This window comes from uncultured Campylobacter sp. (genome assembly GCF_905372745.1).
Classification (GTDB): Bacteria; Campylobacterota; Campylobacteria; order Campylobacterales; family Campylobacteraceae; genus Campylobacter_A.
In genome coordinates this window covers 14,104-29,640 of sequence record NZ_CAJPQR010000028.1, presented here as the reverse complement: position 1 = coordinate 29,640, position 15,537 = coordinate 14,104, and the positions used below count along the sequence as shown (strand labels likewise).

Sequence of the window (15,537 nt, the reverse complement as noted above, 5' to 3'; positions counted from 1 at the left end):
CTATTAAATTTGTCAAATTTTATTCCGAAAATAGATATTAAACGGCGATTATATGTTAAAAAAGCTTTGTTTTTGCAAAATTTTAGTATCATCGGATAAAATTTACACAAAAAGACGGCGGTAAAAAGTGGCTTTAAAAGGAAATTTAAACGGCGTTTTAGGAGGCGCAAATTTGGCCTCGCAGCTAAAAAAGCTTCAAGGCAAGGGCTTTGCAAATTTCATCGCAAAGCAAAGCGACGAGCTCATAAAAGCTCTATGCGCGCGGGTTTTGGACGAGATTTTCGCGGACTTTAACCCAGACGTCGATTTTATCCCGTTTTGCGTCATCGCTACCGAAAAATACGCCGATAACCTCATCTCTACAAGCTCGGTTTTAGAGGTTTTACTCGTTTTTAAAGAAAACGCGGGCTTTAACGTCAAATTTATCCTAAAAAAGCTAGTCGCCGCGCTGGAGGACTCAAATTTAAAGCTAAATATCAAAATTTGCGAGCTGGACGAGATTTTCGAATCTCACAAAAACGACCACAAAGCAAAGGCCGCGTTTAGCCGTATCCGCTATATCTGCGGCTCGCGCACGCTGTATAAGGCCGCGCGCTCACAGATCTACGAAACGCGCGAATTTAACGCGCAGGAAAATCTCAAATTTTACGCCAAAAATTTGGGCGCTTTTAACGAGATCCCAAATATAAGGCAAGAGCCCGATCTTAAAAACGACCTTGGCGGTACGAACGACATATACTATCTAAACTGCGCTCTAAACGGCTTTGAAAACGAGATCAGCATGCGCTCGCAGGCTCTAAAATTTATCGACGAAAAGGAGCTTAGCGCGCTAAATCTGGCGACTGATTTTATCCTCTGCGTAAAATCGGCGCAAAATTTAACCCTAGGCTCGGACGTTTTTGCCCCCGCTAAGCTAAACGAGATCACCGCGCTCATGCAAACCAAGTCCAAAAAAACGCAAGAAAACAGCAGCGTCATCTCGCAAAAGCTCTTTTCATGCATGCACTCGGTCGCGGTTTTCTCGCGCTATCTGGTTTCTAGTTTTTACAGGAGCAAATTTACGAGCGGGGTTAAATTTAGCCAGCTACGAGCCGCGCGGCTAAAAAACGGATTTTATAGGTTTGAAAATACGATTTACGTCCCGCTACACGTCCGCCCTCGCCCTTTAAACGCCGTACTAAAGCAGCTTTTAGCTCTCGGCGATGCGGAGTATAAATTTGACGTTGGAACGATTTTTTACCTAAAACGCGCGCAAATCAGCAAAGAGGACGCCGAGGATTCGCTCGCGCTTTTTAGAAAAATTTTGATGCGAAACCACGCTCACTACATCATCAAGGCGCTTTTGGACGCGGAGATTTTGCCCGTTTTAGTTAAGCCGCTCGAACACGCCGTAAATTTGGCCGAATTTGACGGCTACCATAAATTTAGCGTCGGCGAGCACTGCGTTTTAAGCGTCAAATTTGCCGAAAATATCAAAGATAAATTCGTAAAATCGCTTTACGACGAGCTCTGCCTCGAGGGGCGCACGCTGCTCAAGCTAGCCTTGCTGCTACATGACGCAGGCAAAGCGCTAGGCGGCGATCACTCGGTCGTGGGCTCAAATATTTTCCGCGCCTACGCCGCAAAGTTAAATTTGAGCGCAAAGGCCGTAAATATCGGCGTTACGCTCGTGCGCTACCACACGCTGATGAACGACGTGGCAAACCGCGAGGACATCTACGATCAGCGAACGATTTTTAGCTTTATCTCAAAGCTTGGCGATCCGCAAACGCTAAAACTCGCCTACATCGTCGCCTACTGCGTGATAAACGCGACCGACGAAAAGCTCTATACGCCATATCTAGCGCGGCTTTTGCGCGAGCTTTACGGCATTTGCCTGCAAAGCTTCGAGGATGAAAATCTGCTCGATGAAGCCGCAAGGCGCGTAAAAAAGGAGCTTAGCATCAGGCGAAACGCCAAATTTGCCGCCTTAAACGAAAATTTGAAAGAGAAAATTTTTGCCATCCCTTCAAATTTGCTCTTTGCTAAATACCAACCAGCAGACATCATTAGCATCGCCTGGGCCGCGCAAAACGCCGATAAACTAAGCGTGCAGATACAAAATCACCAAAGCCTGAGCATCGAAATTTACGCGCAAAACTACCCGAATTTAGCGGTTTTGCTCTCGTCTTTGGCGCACCTTGATCTTGGATTTATGGAGATTTTCGAGCTGTTTGACGGTAAATTTTACGTCAAGCTAGAGTTTAATAAAAACGTAAAATCAAGCGAGCTAGAAACCTTAAAAAACCTCATCGAAATCTCGCTAAAAAGCGGCGCCTCAGCGCAGATAAATCGCCCGATAATACTAAAAGGCGAGCTAAATTTTGACCCAAACCACTCGCAAGAGTACGCGAAGCTTGGCATAAACGCAAAAGATCAGCGCGGGCTGATGGCTTACGTATTGGGAGTTTTTAAGGAATTTGATGTAAAAATAGCCAACGCCAGAATCCAAACCGTAAAAAATAGGACGCGAAATTTGCTGCTTATCGAAAAGCGCGAGGGCGTGGATTTGGGCGAAATTTTAAAATTATTAGAAAGCGAGTAAACATGTGCGGAATCGTCGGTTACGTCGGCAATAGAGAAAAAAGAGAGTTTATTTTAAACGGATTAAAAGAGCTTGAGTACCGCGGCTACGACAGTGCCGGCATGGCGGTGATGAGCCTAGATGGCGGTTGCGACAAATGCGCGCAGGGAATCGCCTTTTTCAAAGCCATCGGCAAGCTTGAAAATTTAGCCAAAAAATCAGAGGGCTTTAGCTCTAGCGGCGAAGGCGTCGCGATCGGTCATACGCGCTGGGCTACGCACGGTAAACCTACCGAGATCAACGCTCACCCACACCTGGGCGAGCACTCGTTCGTCGTTCATAACGGCATCATCGAAAACTACAAAGAGCTAAAAGAGGAGCTTGAGGCAAAGGGCGTTAGCTTCCTTAGCCAAACCGACACCGAAGTCATCGTGCATCTTTTTGAGGAAAATTTAAAAACTATCGGCGAGCCTTTTAAAGCATACGAAGCCACGGTAGCGCGCCTGCACGGAGCATACGCGACGCTGCTTATCACCAAAACGGCTCCGGGCAAAATATTTTTCGCCAAGGACGCCGCGCCGCTAGCCATCGGCAAAAGCGAGGAGAAAGAGGTATTTTTCGCCTCCTCCGACGCCCCGCTAATCGGCCTAGCCAAAGAGGTGTGCTACCTGGACGATAAAAGCTACGGATTTGTTAGCATTGACGAGATCGCGGTTTTTAAAGACGCAAAAAAACTAAGCCCGAGCTTTGCCGCGCTGCCTGCGGATAAAAGCTACGCGCAAAAAGAGGGCTACCGCTTTTTTATGGAAAAAGAGATCTACGAACAAAGCGCAGTCGTAAGCGAAACGCTAATGGGACGCGTCAAAGAGGATGCCGTCGGGCTTGAAAATTTGACCGATGAGTATCTACGAAATATTGATGATATCGTGATCTGCGCATGCGGCACGAGCTATCACGCAGCCCTTACGGCTAGCTACCTTTTCGAGCGTCTAGCAGACACGAGAGCTAAGGTCGAGATCGCGAGCGAATTTCGCTATAGACGCCCGAAACTAAACAAAAACGCTCTTTTCATCGTCATCTCGCAAAGCGGCGAGACCGCCGACACCCTAGAGGCGCTAAAAATCGCCAAGCAAGCGGGGCTAAAGACGCTAGCTATCTGCAACGTCGATAACTCATCGATCGTGCGCCTAGCGGACGACACTCTGTTAACTCGTGCCGGTATCGAAAAGGGCGTAGCCAGCACCAAAGCCTTCGCCACACAGGTCGTGACGCTATGGATGCTAGCGCTGCAAATCGCGCAGGCTAAGGCATCAATAAGTAAAGACGAGCTAAAAAATGAGATCGCAGCACTCCTGCACGTTCCGCAAATTTTAAATATCAGCAAAGAGCCGCAAGAGCGCATCCGCCGCCTAGCCAAGCACTATTTGCACGGTCACGGCTTCTTTTTTATCGGGCGAGATATATTCTACCCGCTAGCACTCGAGGGCGCGCTAAAGCTCAAAGAGATCTCCTATCTGCACGCCGAGGGCTATCCAGCTGGCGAGATGAAGCACGGCCCTATCGCACTTGCCGATGAGAGGCTCTTTACGATCGCGCTAATGCCTAAAACCGTCCTCTACGACAAAACCAAGAGCAACGTCGAGGAGCTAGCCGCCCGCGATGCCTATATACTTGCGATTAGCCCCGATGAGTTCGAGCTTAGCGACGATTTTATAAAGACTAGCAAACAAGCTCACCCGATGAGCGAGTTTTTCGAGATGATGATCATTCTGCAGCTTTTTGCGCTAGAGATCGCCGTGAGGCTGGGCAACGACGTGGATATGCCGCGAAACCTCGCTAAAAGCGTGACCGTAGAGTAAATTAATAGGCGAAATTTGACGGGCGACGACGCTAAATTTCGCTTTTAATCCTAATCTGTAAATTTGGGCGAGAGGTTACTCGCCCAAATTTCTCTCAAATTTTATTCTAAATCTAATTACAAATTATCGGCAGCCGGGAGTATCATGCAAAATTTAAACGAAAAATACGAAATTTATCAAAAAAGACTAGATAAAAAAGCGCGCCGTCTCACGTCGCTGATGAACGACGCAAAATGGCTCAAGCTCTGCGAAATTTTAGAAGCCTCGGGTTGCAAGGGCTTACGCACAAAACTGCTTTCAAGCGACGAGGAGATCGCGCTCATCTGCGGTTTTGGGTGTTTAGGGGACGGGTATTTCGACTGCGCCAACGGAGCTATTTTGTTTAAAGACTTGCGCTGGGTTTTCGTGCCTAAATTTTACGAGCAAACGCGCATGAACAGAGCCGAAAAGCTCACATCAAATTTTATCCCAAATCCGCTTGAAGCGTTACTAGAAGCCGTTACGAAGGCAGGCAAATTTGACTACGAAATAGACGAAAGCGGGCTAAAAATTTACAGATATAGATAAATTTGGCGCAGGCAAACGAAGTCAAATTTAAAGCCGCGCTTGCTCGCCAAATGCAGCGAAATTTGATAAAATTTGACGAAATTTAACTAAAAGGAGCAAATATGGGCGCTCATCTATGTCCAAAATGCGGCGAAAACACGATCTATTTCGACGGTATTTGCCACTCGTGCAGCCAAAGGCAGAGGCGGGATGAAATTTTAAATTTAAGCGCCGACGAAGTAGAAGCGATGATCTTAAAAATCGCGGAGCGAATCGATGAGATCGAAAAATGGGATGAGATTTGCAATGATTTTTGGGCGCTTTTTAGCCTGCTGGATATCCACGATCCAAGGATCGCGCGAGCTGCGGTGGCGAAGGAGATCTACTATCCGCCCGAGCTCTACTTCAGTGCGCCGGACGACGTAAAAGACGCACTCATAACAAAACTAAACTCGCTAGAGGACAACTCCAAAAACGTGCTAAATCACCTTCTTTGCGCGCTTGCGTGGCAGGGCGGCGAGCAGACGGCCGAGCTCTTTTACGAGCTGTATAAAAACCCGAGGCCGTGGCGTAAAAAACTCTATGTGGGCACCGAGTTTTACGCAAAAATCGGCGGATGGGCGTTTGACGAGACGGGTGAGCGAAAATCGCTCGTTTTTGATAAATGTCTTACCGCGGTACGCGTAAAAGATGGCAAGCGCGCGGGCCAAGGCGCAAATTTAAACTCAAACCAAAACACGGACGATGCCGTGCAAATCGGCGAGCCTACGGGGCAAAAGTGCGAGTTTTGCGGCTGCGAGATGCTCGATATGCTGCGTCTTAAGGCCGACGAGCCGCGACTTGCGTTTTTAAATTTAAAGCATGACGCGATATTTCGCTGCTGCCCGACCTGCGTCGGATCGGTCAGATATTTTTGCAAACGCGGCCCAGACGGCGGAATAGAGCTAAGCCATGATGGCGAAGGTTTCGATGAAAACTACTTTTCGCAGGAGGATTTTGCGCATCTGTGCGGTATGAGATTTAAGCTAGGCGACGAAGTATCGCCCTTTTACGGCTGTTTTAGCGAGCTTGATGTGACCGTAGGCGGCTTATCCGCAGTGGGTGCAGGACGCTGAGTATCTAACCTGCCCTAGCTGCGGCGGGACGATGAAGCACCTAGCGCAGATCCCATTTGGCGAGATGATACAGGGCGAGGGGGTCATATACGTGCAAATTTGCGAGAAATGCGAGGTTTTGGGCGGCTGTTTTCAGTGCACGTGAGGCAAGTTAATCAGCTATAATGTAAATAAAATTTGATTTAAGGAGAAAATATGGGGTTATTTAGTTTTGGTAAAAAGGCTGAAAAAGCGCAAATTCCAAGCACGTTTGCCGGCAGGGTGGATAAATTTTGGGCGGAATTTAGCGGCGTGATAGATGAGATCAAGGCCGATCTGGCGGCGAAGGAGTTTGAAAAGGCGATGCAAAAGACCGATGAGAAGCTTCGTATCTGCCTTGCAGAGCCTTATTTTATGACGGGGCTTGCGGGCGATAAGCTTGATTTGGTGCTGACTCCCGAGGGTATGAGACACCGATTATTTTGGCTAAGCTTCATCAAAAACGCTATGCCAAAACAGCTTGAGGACAGAATGCTCTGCACGCTCGGAAAGCCGCGTGCGCCGCGAGGTATCGGCGGGATCGAGATGTACGATACGCACGTAAACGCCGAGGAGTCGATGATCTACGCGCAGTTTAACGAAAGCGACGTGGATATTAAAATTTACAACGAAAACCTAGCGGCTCTACTCGCGCAGGACGAGGGCAAGGCCTACAATCTTAGCTTTATCCTGCTTGACAATATGATCGGCGAAACGGCAATCATAAATACGCTAGGCGAGCTTGAGGTACTGGCCCAGCCCGAAGAAAACGGCGTGCCGCTAAGCGAATTTGCCGATCTGATCGATGAGAAATTCGGCGAAAAAGCCGCGCGCGAACCGCTAAAGAATTTTTTCAGCTACGAGATGGAGCCGCGCGGTAGCGAGGTGCGCGAGGACGTGATCGTGGGCACCACCTGCCTGACGGCCATCATAAATCAATACCTAAACGGCGAACGCGACATCTATGATGAAGCTTTTGAGCTTGGTATCAAATTTTGCTTTCTTAGCATCGATAACGGCGGCGATGTACAGAAAGGCTTTGATCTGCGAAACAAGATCGAGGACGAGGAGCTAGAAAGCTGCGGCTCGTTTTTGGAGATAATCGGCGGCGCAACCGGGCAGAGGCACGCATACATCGATCTCATCTGCTATGACGAGGAAAGGCTAAAAGAAAAGGTAAGCGAGCTTTGTAAAAAATACGGCGCTAGTATCGAAATTCATGACTTTAAAAGATAAATTTAGCTGCGAGCGTCAAATTTATTTTGGATTTGTACGCCCGCACTATTTTAATTTTGTTGCTAAATTTTACTTTTAGCACCGATCATGGCGGAACTATTTTCTTACTTGAGTTAGCTTGAAAATAAAACTATCACCAAAATGGCGGCGTGGCAAGCATAGATCGGCACACGAGCGGTGCGGACTTTAGATGAGTTTTGCGCCATGCCATGCTCTAGCTACCTGCTATGCCGTGCGCAATTTTCAAATTAAAACGACAAGGTTTGTTTGCTCACTTGCCTCAACGCAAATTTTTTAGATACTGGCATGCGTTAAATTCTCCGAGCTTGCAACCTCTATCGTAAAGTTCTTTGGCGGCGTTTTTATTTTTTTCTACGCCCATGCCTTTTTCGTAGGCAAAGCCTAAATTTGCACAGGCTAGCGCGCTAGCGCCCGAGCAAGCGTTAGTAAAAAGCACAATGGCTCTTTCGTAGTCTTTTTCCACGCCCTCGCCCTTAAAATAGCAAACCCCAAGATCGGCGCAAGAGCCCACGTATCCGCGCTCGCAAGAGGCCGCAAATATCTGCGCCGCCTTTGCCGCGTCCTTTTGCACTCCGTCGCCCATCGCGTAGCTTAAGCCAAGATTGTAGCACGCCGTTTCCTCGCCTAGCTCGCAGGCTTTAGCAAACAGCTCGTTCGTCTTTTTGCCGTCGGGATAGACGCCAAGCCCCTTGCCGTAACTATACGCCAGGCTCGCGCACCCCTCGGCGACGTCCTTTTCGCATGCTCGTCTAAAAAGCTCGTTAGCTTTATCGCGGTCTTGCGTCGCGCCCTGCCCGTTTTGATAAAGCAGCCCAAGATACACGCAGGCTTTGTCCGCGCCTAGCTCGCAGGCCTTTTCGTAGCGCGCGACGGCTTTTTTAAATTCTTTGTCGGATTCGTAAAAATAGCCAAGCCCCGCGCACGCCATCGCGTTTTCCTCGCCGCCTTTCTTGCAAGCGAGTTCTAAATTTTTAATCGCGTTTGACAAACTCTTACAAACCTCCTTATTTCCCCTCTCGCACTCATCGCGCAGATCGGCCAGCTCGCCGCCAAAAGCCAGCGCCGCAAAAAATATGAGCGAAATAAAACGTTTCATAAGCTCAAATTTCCTTTCAAATTTTATAAATTTACCGCCGTAAAGCGCCGAAGCCAAAATGTCCGAAGTATAAATTTAAAAAGATTAAAATTCAAATTTGGCTAAAATCGCTATCAAAAAGGAGCGTAAAATGATTTTTGAAGACGAGCTGATTTTCGTCGAGCGGGAAATGAGCGAGATACCGTGGGTAAAAATTTTTACCAAAACGCCGTTTAAGGAGCTCACCGACTGCGACGAAGCGACGCAAAAAAGGGTTTTTGAAGTGGTTTTGACGACCGAAAAAGTAATGAGAAAATTTTATAATCCAACCAAAATAAACATCGCAAGCTTTGCCAACTACGTGCCGCGCGTACATTTTCACGTGATGGCGAGGTTTGAGAGCGATAGCTTTTTCCCGGAGTCCATGTGGGGCAAAAAGCAGCGCGAGGGCGAGCTAAATTTACCAGGTTTTGCCGAATTTTCTCAAATTTTAGCGCGCGAGCTAGGCAAAAAGCGTGAATAAAAAAATACTTCTAACGCTCGCAATCATCGTAGTAGCAGGCGTTTTGGCGGTTTATAAGGCGCGCTGGGACGAGCAGACGCAGACGGAAAATATCAAAAAATTTCTCGACTTCCAAACACAAATTTTAAATAAAAATATCGAAGAGGAAAAACTCTCCGCGATGACGGTGGCGGCGCTACTAGCGCAAAACGAGTACGTGAAAAAATGCATGAGCCAAAACGACCGCCAAATGTGCCTAGAGACGCTTGGCGAATTTACCAAAACGCTAAGCAAGGTGCCGATCTACGAAAATGCAAAATTTCACATCCACACGCCCGAAATGAGGAGCTTTGCTAGGAGCTGGATACCGATGTATAACGACGATCTAACGAACTTTCGCCACCTGCTAGCCGAGGCCAAAAACGGCGTAGCCGCAGGCATCGAGGTCGGTCGCGCGGGAGTTTTCATTAGGTCGGTCGCGCCGATATTTGAGGATAAAAAGATGCTGGGAAGTATCGAAGTACTACTTGATTTTAAGCATTTGAGCGACTTTTTCTCGCAGCAAGGGCTTGATCTTTTCGTATTGCTCGATGCAGGCGGCGATCTGCCCTATCAAAACAGCAGCGACGAGGGCATCATAGAAGGCTTTCATTTCGTAAATAAAAGCTACGCGAATTTAAACGTCTTGCCGATGCTAAAAGATATCAAATTTAAAAGCGGCGGATTTTATCAGACGGATTCGCACGCCTTTACCGTACAGCCGATGAACGACGCAAAGGGCGAGCGAGTGGGATATTTCGTGATTTATTTTAACTCCGACTCAAAGGAGCGAAATTTAGCAAAGCTTAGCGTTTGGTTTGATTAGTCAAGCAGGCTTTTTGAGTACGGCGAAAATTTGTAGGTAAAGACGCTGCCTTTGCCCAGTTCGCTTTTCACGCCGTACTCTACGCCGTTTTTCACGCAGATGCTTTGCACTATGTTTAGCCCAAGGCCAAAGCCGCCCTGCACGCCCTCGTCTCTAACGTAGCGTTTCCAAATTTTACTCGTGTCTTTTATGCCTTCGCCCTCGTCCTCGACTACGAGCACGATTTTGCCGCTTTTTTCAAAAAGACGTAAATTTATTATCCCTCCTTCGCGGCTATATTTTACGGCGTTACTTAGGTTGTTATCGATCAGTCTGCCCGCCTCTATCTTGCTCATGAAAATTTGCAAATCAGGCTCGACGAAGTCGTAAATTTTGATATTTTTCGCCATCGCGATACCGCGCATATACCGCGCTCGCTCGAGGCAAAATTCGCTCAAATTTAAAATCTCGGGCGGAAATAAAATATACCCGCGCTTGATGTAGTACTCGGTGTCCTCGTATGTAACTTGCATTTGCTTTAGGGCCGAGCGCATGCGGGTGACGTATTTGTTATCAAGACCCAGCATCTCAAGGTTTATGCCGATGATGCCCAGCGGCGTTTTTAGCTCGTGCATCGCGTCGTTAAAAAAGTTATTCATATATTTTTTAGCGTCTTTATACGGCTTTATCCCGCTAACAAACGACAGATAAAGCGCGAAAAATACGACCACGAGCGCAAACGCTAGAGTTAGAGCCGTAACGAATAAAATCCTAGCCGCGTTTTGCTTTTTAGCTAGCACGAGATAATAAAACTCGCCGTCCGCGCTAAAATAGGTCTTGTAAAAAAGATAGCCGTTTTCTTGACGGGTGATAAATTTTAAATCGCTCGGGCGCGCGTCTAAATTTGAGACGATCTGCTTTTCCTTGAGATCAAAAACGCCGTATCTATAGGTGAGCGAAATAGGCAAAGTCTCGTTTTTATCGAGCGCTTTGCGGATTTTGCCCTCGTACTCCAGCAACTCGAACATATTTTTCGAGTATTCGTCTTTGGAGCTTAAATTTATAATCTCGTAGCTTTGAAATATAAACAAAGCCATGATGATAAAAGTGGCTAAAACAGGGATTTTAAGATTTTGAAACATCTATTTTGTAGCCTAGTCCGCGCGATGATTTTATAAACTCGGGAGTCGTTTTTTGACGGATTTTTAGTATATGCATGCGTACGTCGGCGGGGTCGATCTCCTTGTCGTTCCACACCTCGGCTCGCAGCCTTTCGATACCTACGAAGCTGTTTTTATGAAACAGCAAGCACTCGATGATGTCGAATTCTCTCGTACTTAGCTCAACCGGCTTGCCTTTAAATTTTAGCCGTTTTTTGGCGGTATCGAGGCTAAAGTTTTCATCGATCGCGATCAAGTTTTTATCGTCTCTGCCGTGATATTTTCGCATTAGCTCGTTTACTCTAAATTTTAGCTCGGCTAGCTCAAAGGGCTTTTTTAGATACTCGTTACAGCCCAGCTCGTATCCGACAGCCATATCGTCTATATCCACGAGCGAGGTCATTATCATTATGGGTGTTTCACAGCCGATATCTTTGGCGTATTTTATCACCTCGTGTCCGCTGATATGCGGAACCTTGATATCAAGGATCAGCAGGTGATAAAAGCCCGCCGCTATCTTATCGCAGGCTACTTTGCCGTCTGGCGCCTCATCCACCTCGTAGCCCAGGCTTTCCAGGTATTCGCTAACGCTCTCACGATATACGAAGTCGTCTTCAAGCAGTAAAATTTTCATAAATTCTCCGAATTTTATCGCAATATTTTAAGGGAGATGATAGCTAAAAATGATTTTGGATCGTCTGAATTTAAAAAAGGCTCGGCGAGTTTACCGAGCCTAGTGCGTCTAGTTTAGTCTAAATTTCACGCGCCCGTGAAAACTTGACCCGCATAAACGATGTAGTATCTTAGCATCACGACGCCGCAGATAACTACAAGAGAGTTTGCTATGATGTAGCCCACTCTATACGCGTGATTTTTTAGAGCCGTTAGCGCTATGGTGATAGGCGTTAAAAGTCCGATACCTACAACGCCTATCCAAAAGATTAGCGCGTATTGTCCAGTGCTTAGAGCTTGTTTTGCGGCGACCGCGCTAGCTCCGCCCTCGAAATACAAGCCCAAAAATAGTATAGCTATAAGCGGTATCTCGAAAAGCACGGCGCGCAAGTCCATAACCAAAAGATACTTCACGTTGTCTTCGTTAAGAAGGTGCTTGAAGCACAAAAGTCCGACCAAGATGTTTGTCGCTACGCCCGAGCTAAAGCCTGATGTTAGGAACAAAATCGGCAGAATAGGCGTATTCCAAAGCGGAAGCTTCGTAATCGCGCTAAGCAAAAAGCCCGTATATATACCTACGCCGATAGCAAGGCCAAAAAGCGCCATCTCGACTATCTTTGAAAGCGGTGCGAAAGAGCGAATCAGCCTAGAAATAGGACGTAAAATCGCTAGAATTTTATACTTTTCTATCTCTTCTTCGAAAATAATCACCGCAAAAAGGTAAGCTAGCGGCGTATAAAGCAGCAGTAGCGCAACGCCGATAGACATAACCGAACCGAAGTTATACTTAATCAAAATCCAGTAAAAACTAAGCGGTTTGCCAAGGTCAAGCACCAAAAGCGCAAGGCCCACGGTAATCGTTATAGGAGCCACTAGAGCGCCCGCCTTTACCATCGCGTCCCAGATGCTGCCGTCTTGTTTTTTGTGGTAGTTCCACTTAACTAGCAACGCAACCATCATCGCGCCTGCGGACAAACCCGCCAAAAATAGATAAACCGCTATCGGCCATGGCCAGTAAATTTCATTATATTGCGCTACGCTTCCCCACATATTATTCATGGCTTCCTCCTTTGCGGTTAGCTATCATAGCAAGCTTCGGTTTGGTTTTAAGCTCGGCTTTAGGATAGTAGTGAGCTTTATTCTTTAAAATTTTACTTGCTTCGCTGCTTGGATCGTTTATATCGCCGAATGCCAAAGCATCGGTCGGACAAACGGTTACGCACGCAGGCTGCTCGCCAATGCTCACTCTAGTCTCAAAGCAAAACGTACATTTGCCTATCTCGCCGGTTTTCGGCTCGACGTAGCGAGCGTCGTAAGGACAGGCCAGGATGCAGTATTTGCAAGATACGCAGGTAGAGTGGTCTAGCAGCACGATGCCCTCCGCCGTCTGAAAGCTAGCTCCCGTAGGGCAAACAGTCACGCACGGAGCGTCCTCGCACATCACGCAGCTATGTCTGCTAAAGTCGGTTTTTAAATTTGGAAATTTGCCCTTTATCTGCGAATGGACTTGAAGTCTAAAAACGCCTCTAGGCACTTCGTTTTCGCTCCTGCAAGCCACCGAGCACGCTTGGCAGCCTATGCAGAGGTTTTCGTCATGTATCATTCTATACGCTTTTTTCATCTTTTTTCCTTTACGCTTTTATTATCTTGACGCCGACGTTTCGCACCATAGTAGAAGCCACGGGGCCGATCACGGTAGGATCTAGCAGCTTGCTTTGATTCGTTCCTACGCCGTTCGTGCGCTTTAGTCCCGCGCTTTCGTGGCCGAAACCGTGATAGACGAAAAGCGTATCCTCTCTGATGCCTTCAGTCAGCATCACGTTTGCCTTTTCCTTCGCGGTTTTGCTTTGAAGGGTTATTTTGTCGCCGTCTTTTAGCCCGTATTTTTTCGCGGTATTAGGATGTATCCAAACGGGCGCGCTACTCATCAAGTCGTTTAAAAATTCGACGTTTTGCGTGTGTCCGTTGGTATGTATCGGCGTTTTGCCGCTCATTAGACAAAGCTCCTCGCCGAAAAATACGTCCATGCCCTCGGAATTTAGACAGCCGTATCCGGGAAACTGTTTTTCCACTTTTTCGCTAAAAAGCTCTATTTTGCCGCTATCGGTTTTAAATTTTACCTGCGACTCCATCAGCCCGTCTTCGCCGACAAACTGCGCCGCGCTAGGAAATTTTTTAGTAAATTCTTTTACGCTATCTTTTTCTCTAAACAAAATCCCCGGTACCTTCCACGTGACGTAGCCGTCTTTAACCAGCTTTGCTAAAAGCTCGGCGTTTCCCTTTACTTGTCGCATTCGCCACTCGTCCATCGTATTTGAAGTATATAGCTCGTCTATTTTCATCCTGCGGGCTAACTCCCTAAAGATATCGTAGCCGTTTTTAGTATCGCCGACGGGATCTATGACCTTATTTCTTATCATATACGCGGGTTTTAGTCCTGATTTATCCTCGATGCCTTCGTCGCGCTCAAGGTAAGTACTCTCAGGCAGTATCACGTCCGCCCATATCGCAAAATCGCTCATATAAATATCCGAGCACACGATAAAATCAAGTTTTTTAAGGCTTTCTATCGTAGTTTGCGTACCTGCGACGTTGATCGGGTGGTTAAACCTTATGCTAAACCAGCCTTTTACGGGATAAGGCTTTTCGCTTAGTATAGCTTGCGGAATTTGCATCAAAACGCCGTGACTCCTGCCGACGAATTTATTTGGCCCGTCCTCGCCGGCGCCGTCTATCCTAGGAGTTTTTGGTACTTTTATCGCGGCGTCCGGGTTCGTGATCTCGGGGATTAGCTCCTCGCCTACTAGCTTGTTGTAAAATTTAGCGTTCTTGCCGCCGAAAATTCCGCCCTTTTTCTCCCAGTTGCCCATCATCGCGTTTGCGGTCATTATGGCTCTAGTGCGGATGTATTCGGCTCTAGTAGTAGTCGTGTTGTGGCCGAAGTCGATGATGACTTTAGGTGTGGCTTTCCAGATTTCGCCAGCGATTCGCTCAACCGTTTTTGCAGGTATTCCCGTGATCTTTTCTTGCCATGCGGGCGTCGTATCTTTAGTCGCTTCTACGACTTTATCAAATCCAATCGTAAATTTTTCTATAAATTCTTTATCGTAGGTGTCGTTTTTTATCCACGTATGGATGAGCGCCAAAACGAAGGCCAAATCGGTTCCCGGTTTTACCGGTAGCCACTCGTCGGCTTTTGAGGCCACGACGCTAAAGCGTGGATCTAAAACTAACAGCTTCGTATCTTCTTTAGCAGCCATCTTAGCCAGTTTTTTAGCGTCGGCGATGACGATGCCTTCAAAGAGATTGTGCCCGAAATTTACGACGTATTTTGCGTTGGCGAAGTCTCTTTTTAACTTCGCATCGCCGTACATATGCGTACAAACCATCTGATAAGTCACGGGACAACAGGATAGGTGCGAGAAGCAATTAGGTGAGCCGTATGAGCTGGCAAAGGTCGTCATTAGCTTGTGCGTTTGGCTTGATTTTGCCGTAAACACAAAGCTCTCGGGACCGTATTTTTCCTTGATTTCTAGCATTTTCTTAGCCACAAGATCAAGCGCCTCATCCCAGCTTGCCTCGCGCCATTTGTTTTCGCCGCGCTCGCCTACTCTGATGAGGGGTTTTACGATACGCTGCGGATCGTAGAGCTGGTTATGCCCGCTGCCGCCCCTTGCACACACGGAAGTCGCCGTGCCGCTTACCTTGCCGTTGCCTTGGATGAAGACGTTTTTACCGTCTACGACCTTGGCCTCGATAGGACAGCGAGAAGAGCACATCTCGCAAAAGCTAAATACGCTTCTGTCGCCGCCTTCTAGCGCTTTAGCGCCGATCGCGCCCAGGGTGCCCGGCGCATACGTCATCGCAAGCAAGCCCGTGGCGGTGGACGCTTTTAAGAAATTTCGCCTCGAAGTATCCATTTTTTC

The 15,537-nt window shown here is 47.4% G+C and carries 14 protein-coding genes; 8 read left to right on the top strand and 6 right to left on the bottom strand.

What is annotated here, in order from left to right; all coding sequences use genetic code 11:
- The first annotated feature begins 127 nt into the window (after positions 1-127).
- The 6 genes from QZ157_RS08190 to QZ157_RS08165 all read left to right on the top strand — a co-directional run bounded on the left by QZ157_RS08190 (position 128) and on the right by QZ157_RS08165 (position 7,337).
- Entirely contained in the window at positions 128-2,584 is a 2,457-nt protein-coding gene (locus QZ157_RS08190; protein ID WP_295144232.1) for an HD domain-containing protein, read from the top strand.
- 2 nt (positions 2,585-2,586) lie between these two features.
- Complete coding sequence (gene glmS / locus QZ157_RS08185; RefSeq protein ID WP_295144229.1) at positions 2,587-4,422, top strand: glutamine--fructose-6-phosphate transaminase (isomerizing); 1,836 nt, start codon at positions 2,587-2,589, stop codon at positions 4,420-4,422.
- A gap of 144 nt (positions 4,423-4,566) precedes the next feature.
- Positions 4,567-4,989 (top strand): hypothetical protein, encoded by a 423-nt coding sequence (locus QZ157_RS08180; protein WP_295144226.1) that lies wholly within the window; start codon positions 4,567-4,569, stop codon positions 4,987-4,989.
- A 101-nt stretch (positions 4,990-5,090) separates the two neighbouring features.
- Positions 5,091-6,083, top strand: a complete 993-nt coding sequence (locus QZ157_RS08175; RefSeq protein ID WP_295144223.1) for a cytochrome C — start codon at positions 5,091-5,093, stop codon at positions 6,081-6,083.
- Complete coding sequence (locus QZ157_RS08170; RefSeq protein WP_295144220.1) at positions 6,070-6,228, top strand: hypothetical protein; 159 nt, start codon at positions 6,070-6,072, stop codon at positions 6,226-6,228. The genes QZ157_RS08175 and QZ157_RS08170 overlap by 14 nt, the downstream gene beginning before the upstream one ends.
- A 50-nt stretch (positions 6,229-6,278) precedes the next feature.
- Positions 6,279-7,337, top strand: a complete 1,059-nt coding sequence (locus QZ157_RS08165; RefSeq protein WP_295144217.1) for a hypothetical protein — start codon at positions 6,279-6,281, stop codon at positions 7,335-7,337.
- Between the two features lie 280 nt (positions 7,338-7,617).
- Here the strand turns inward: QZ157_RS08165 and QZ157_RS08160 are convergent, their stop codons facing one another.
- Positions 7,618-8,454 (bottom strand): tetratricopeptide repeat protein, encoded by an 837-nt coding sequence (locus QZ157_RS08160; protein WP_295144215.1) that lies wholly within the window; start codon positions 8,452-8,454, stop codon positions 7,618-7,620.
- Between the two features lie 130 nt (positions 8,455-8,584).
- On the opposite strand from QZ157_RS08160, the gene QZ157_RS08155 reads away from it, so the two are divergent.
- Positions 8,585-8,956 (top strand): HIT family protein, encoded by a 372-nt coding sequence (locus QZ157_RS08155; protein WP_295144212.1) that lies wholly within the window; start codon positions 8,585-8,587, stop codon positions 8,954-8,956.
- Positions 8,949-9,800 (top strand): cache domain-containing protein, encoded by an 852-nt coding sequence (locus tag QZ157_RS08150; RefSeq protein ID WP_295144209.1) that lies wholly within the window; start codon positions 8,949-8,951, stop codon positions 9,798-9,800. The genes QZ157_RS08155 and QZ157_RS08150 overlap by 8 nt, the downstream gene beginning before the upstream one ends.
- On the opposite strand, the gene QZ157_RS08145 is transcribed toward QZ157_RS08150, so the two are convergent.
- The 5 genes from QZ157_RS08145 to phsA all read right to left on the bottom strand — a co-directional run bounded on the left by QZ157_RS08145 (position 9,797) and on the right by phsA (position 15,531).
- On the bottom strand, positions 9,797-10,921 hold the full coding sequence (locus QZ157_RS08145) for a HAMP domain-containing sensor histidine kinase (RefSeq protein ID WP_295144207.1): 1,125 nt from the start codon (positions 10,919-10,921) through the stop codon (positions 9,797-9,799). The genes QZ157_RS08150 and QZ157_RS08145 overlap by 4 nt on opposite strands.
- A complete protein-coding gene (locus QZ157_RS08140) occupies positions 10,905-11,573 on the bottom strand; it encodes a response regulator transcription factor (protein WP_295144204.1) in 669 nt (222 codons plus the stop codon). Before QZ157_RS08140 ends, QZ157_RS08145 begins: the two co-directional genes overlap by 17 nt.
- Before the next feature lie 125 nt (positions 11,574-11,698).
- A complete protein-coding gene (nrfD, locus tag QZ157_RS08135) occupies positions 11,699-12,670 on the bottom strand; it encodes an NrfD/PsrC family molybdoenzyme membrane anchor subunit (protein ID WP_004321539.1) in 972 nt (323 codons plus the stop codon).
- Positions 12,663-13,232, bottom strand: a complete 570-nt coding sequence (locus QZ157_RS08130; protein WP_295144199.1) for a 4Fe-4S dicluster domain-containing protein — start codon at positions 13,230-13,232, stop codon at positions 12,663-12,665. The genes nrfD and QZ157_RS08130 overlap by 8 nt, the downstream gene beginning before the upstream one ends.
- 10 nt (positions 13,233-13,242) lie before the next feature.
- Positions 13,243-15,531: a thiosulfate reductase PhsA gene (phsA, locus tag QZ157_RS08125; RefSeq protein WP_295144196.1), complete on the bottom strand. Its 2,289-nt coding sequence runs from the start codon at positions 15,529-15,531 to the stop codon at positions 13,243-13,245.
- Positions 15,532-15,537 lie beyond the last annotated feature (6 nt).

Coding starts and splice junctions, on each gene's coding strand:
- glmS (WP_295144229.1), top strand. CDS start 2,587: ATGTGCGGAATCGTCGGTTACGTCGGCAATAGAGAAAAAAGAGAGTTT.
- QZ157_RS08180 (WP_295144226.1), top strand. CDS start 4,567: ATGCAAAATTTAAACGAAAAATACGAAATTTATCAAAAAAGACTAGAT.
- QZ157_RS08175 (WP_295144223.1), top strand. CDS start 5,091: ATGGGCGCTCATCTATGTCCAAAATGCGGCGAAAACACGATCTATTTC.
- QZ157_RS08165 (WP_295144217.1), top strand. CDS start 6,279: ATGGGGTTATTTAGTTTTGGTAAAAAGGCTGAAAAAGCGCAAATTCCA.
- QZ157_RS08160 (WP_295144215.1), bottom strand. CDS start 8,454: ATGAAACGTTTTATTTCGCTCATATTTTTTGCGGCGCTGGCTTTTGGC.
- QZ157_RS08155 (WP_295144212.1), top strand. CDS start 8,585: ATGATTTTTGAAGACGAGCTGATTTTCGTCGAGCGGGAAATGAGCGAG.
- QZ157_RS08145 (WP_295144207.1), bottom strand. CDS start 10,921: ATGTTTCAAAATCTTAAAATCCCTGTTTTAGCCACTTTTATCATCATG.
- QZ157_RS08140 (WP_295144204.1), bottom strand. CDS start 11,573: ATGAAAATTTTACTGCTTGAAGACGACTTCGTATATCGTGAGAGCGTT.
- nrfD (WP_004321539.1), bottom strand. CDS start 12,670: ATGAATAATATGTGGGGAAGCGTAGCGCAATATAATGAAATTTACTGG.
- QZ157_RS08130 (WP_295144199.1), bottom strand. CDS start 13,232: ATGAAAAAAGCGTATAGAATGATACATGACGAAAACCTCTGCATAGGC.
- phsA (WP_295144196.1), bottom strand. CDS start 15,531: ATGGATACTTCGAGGCGAAATTTCTTAAAAGCGTCCACCGCCACGGGC.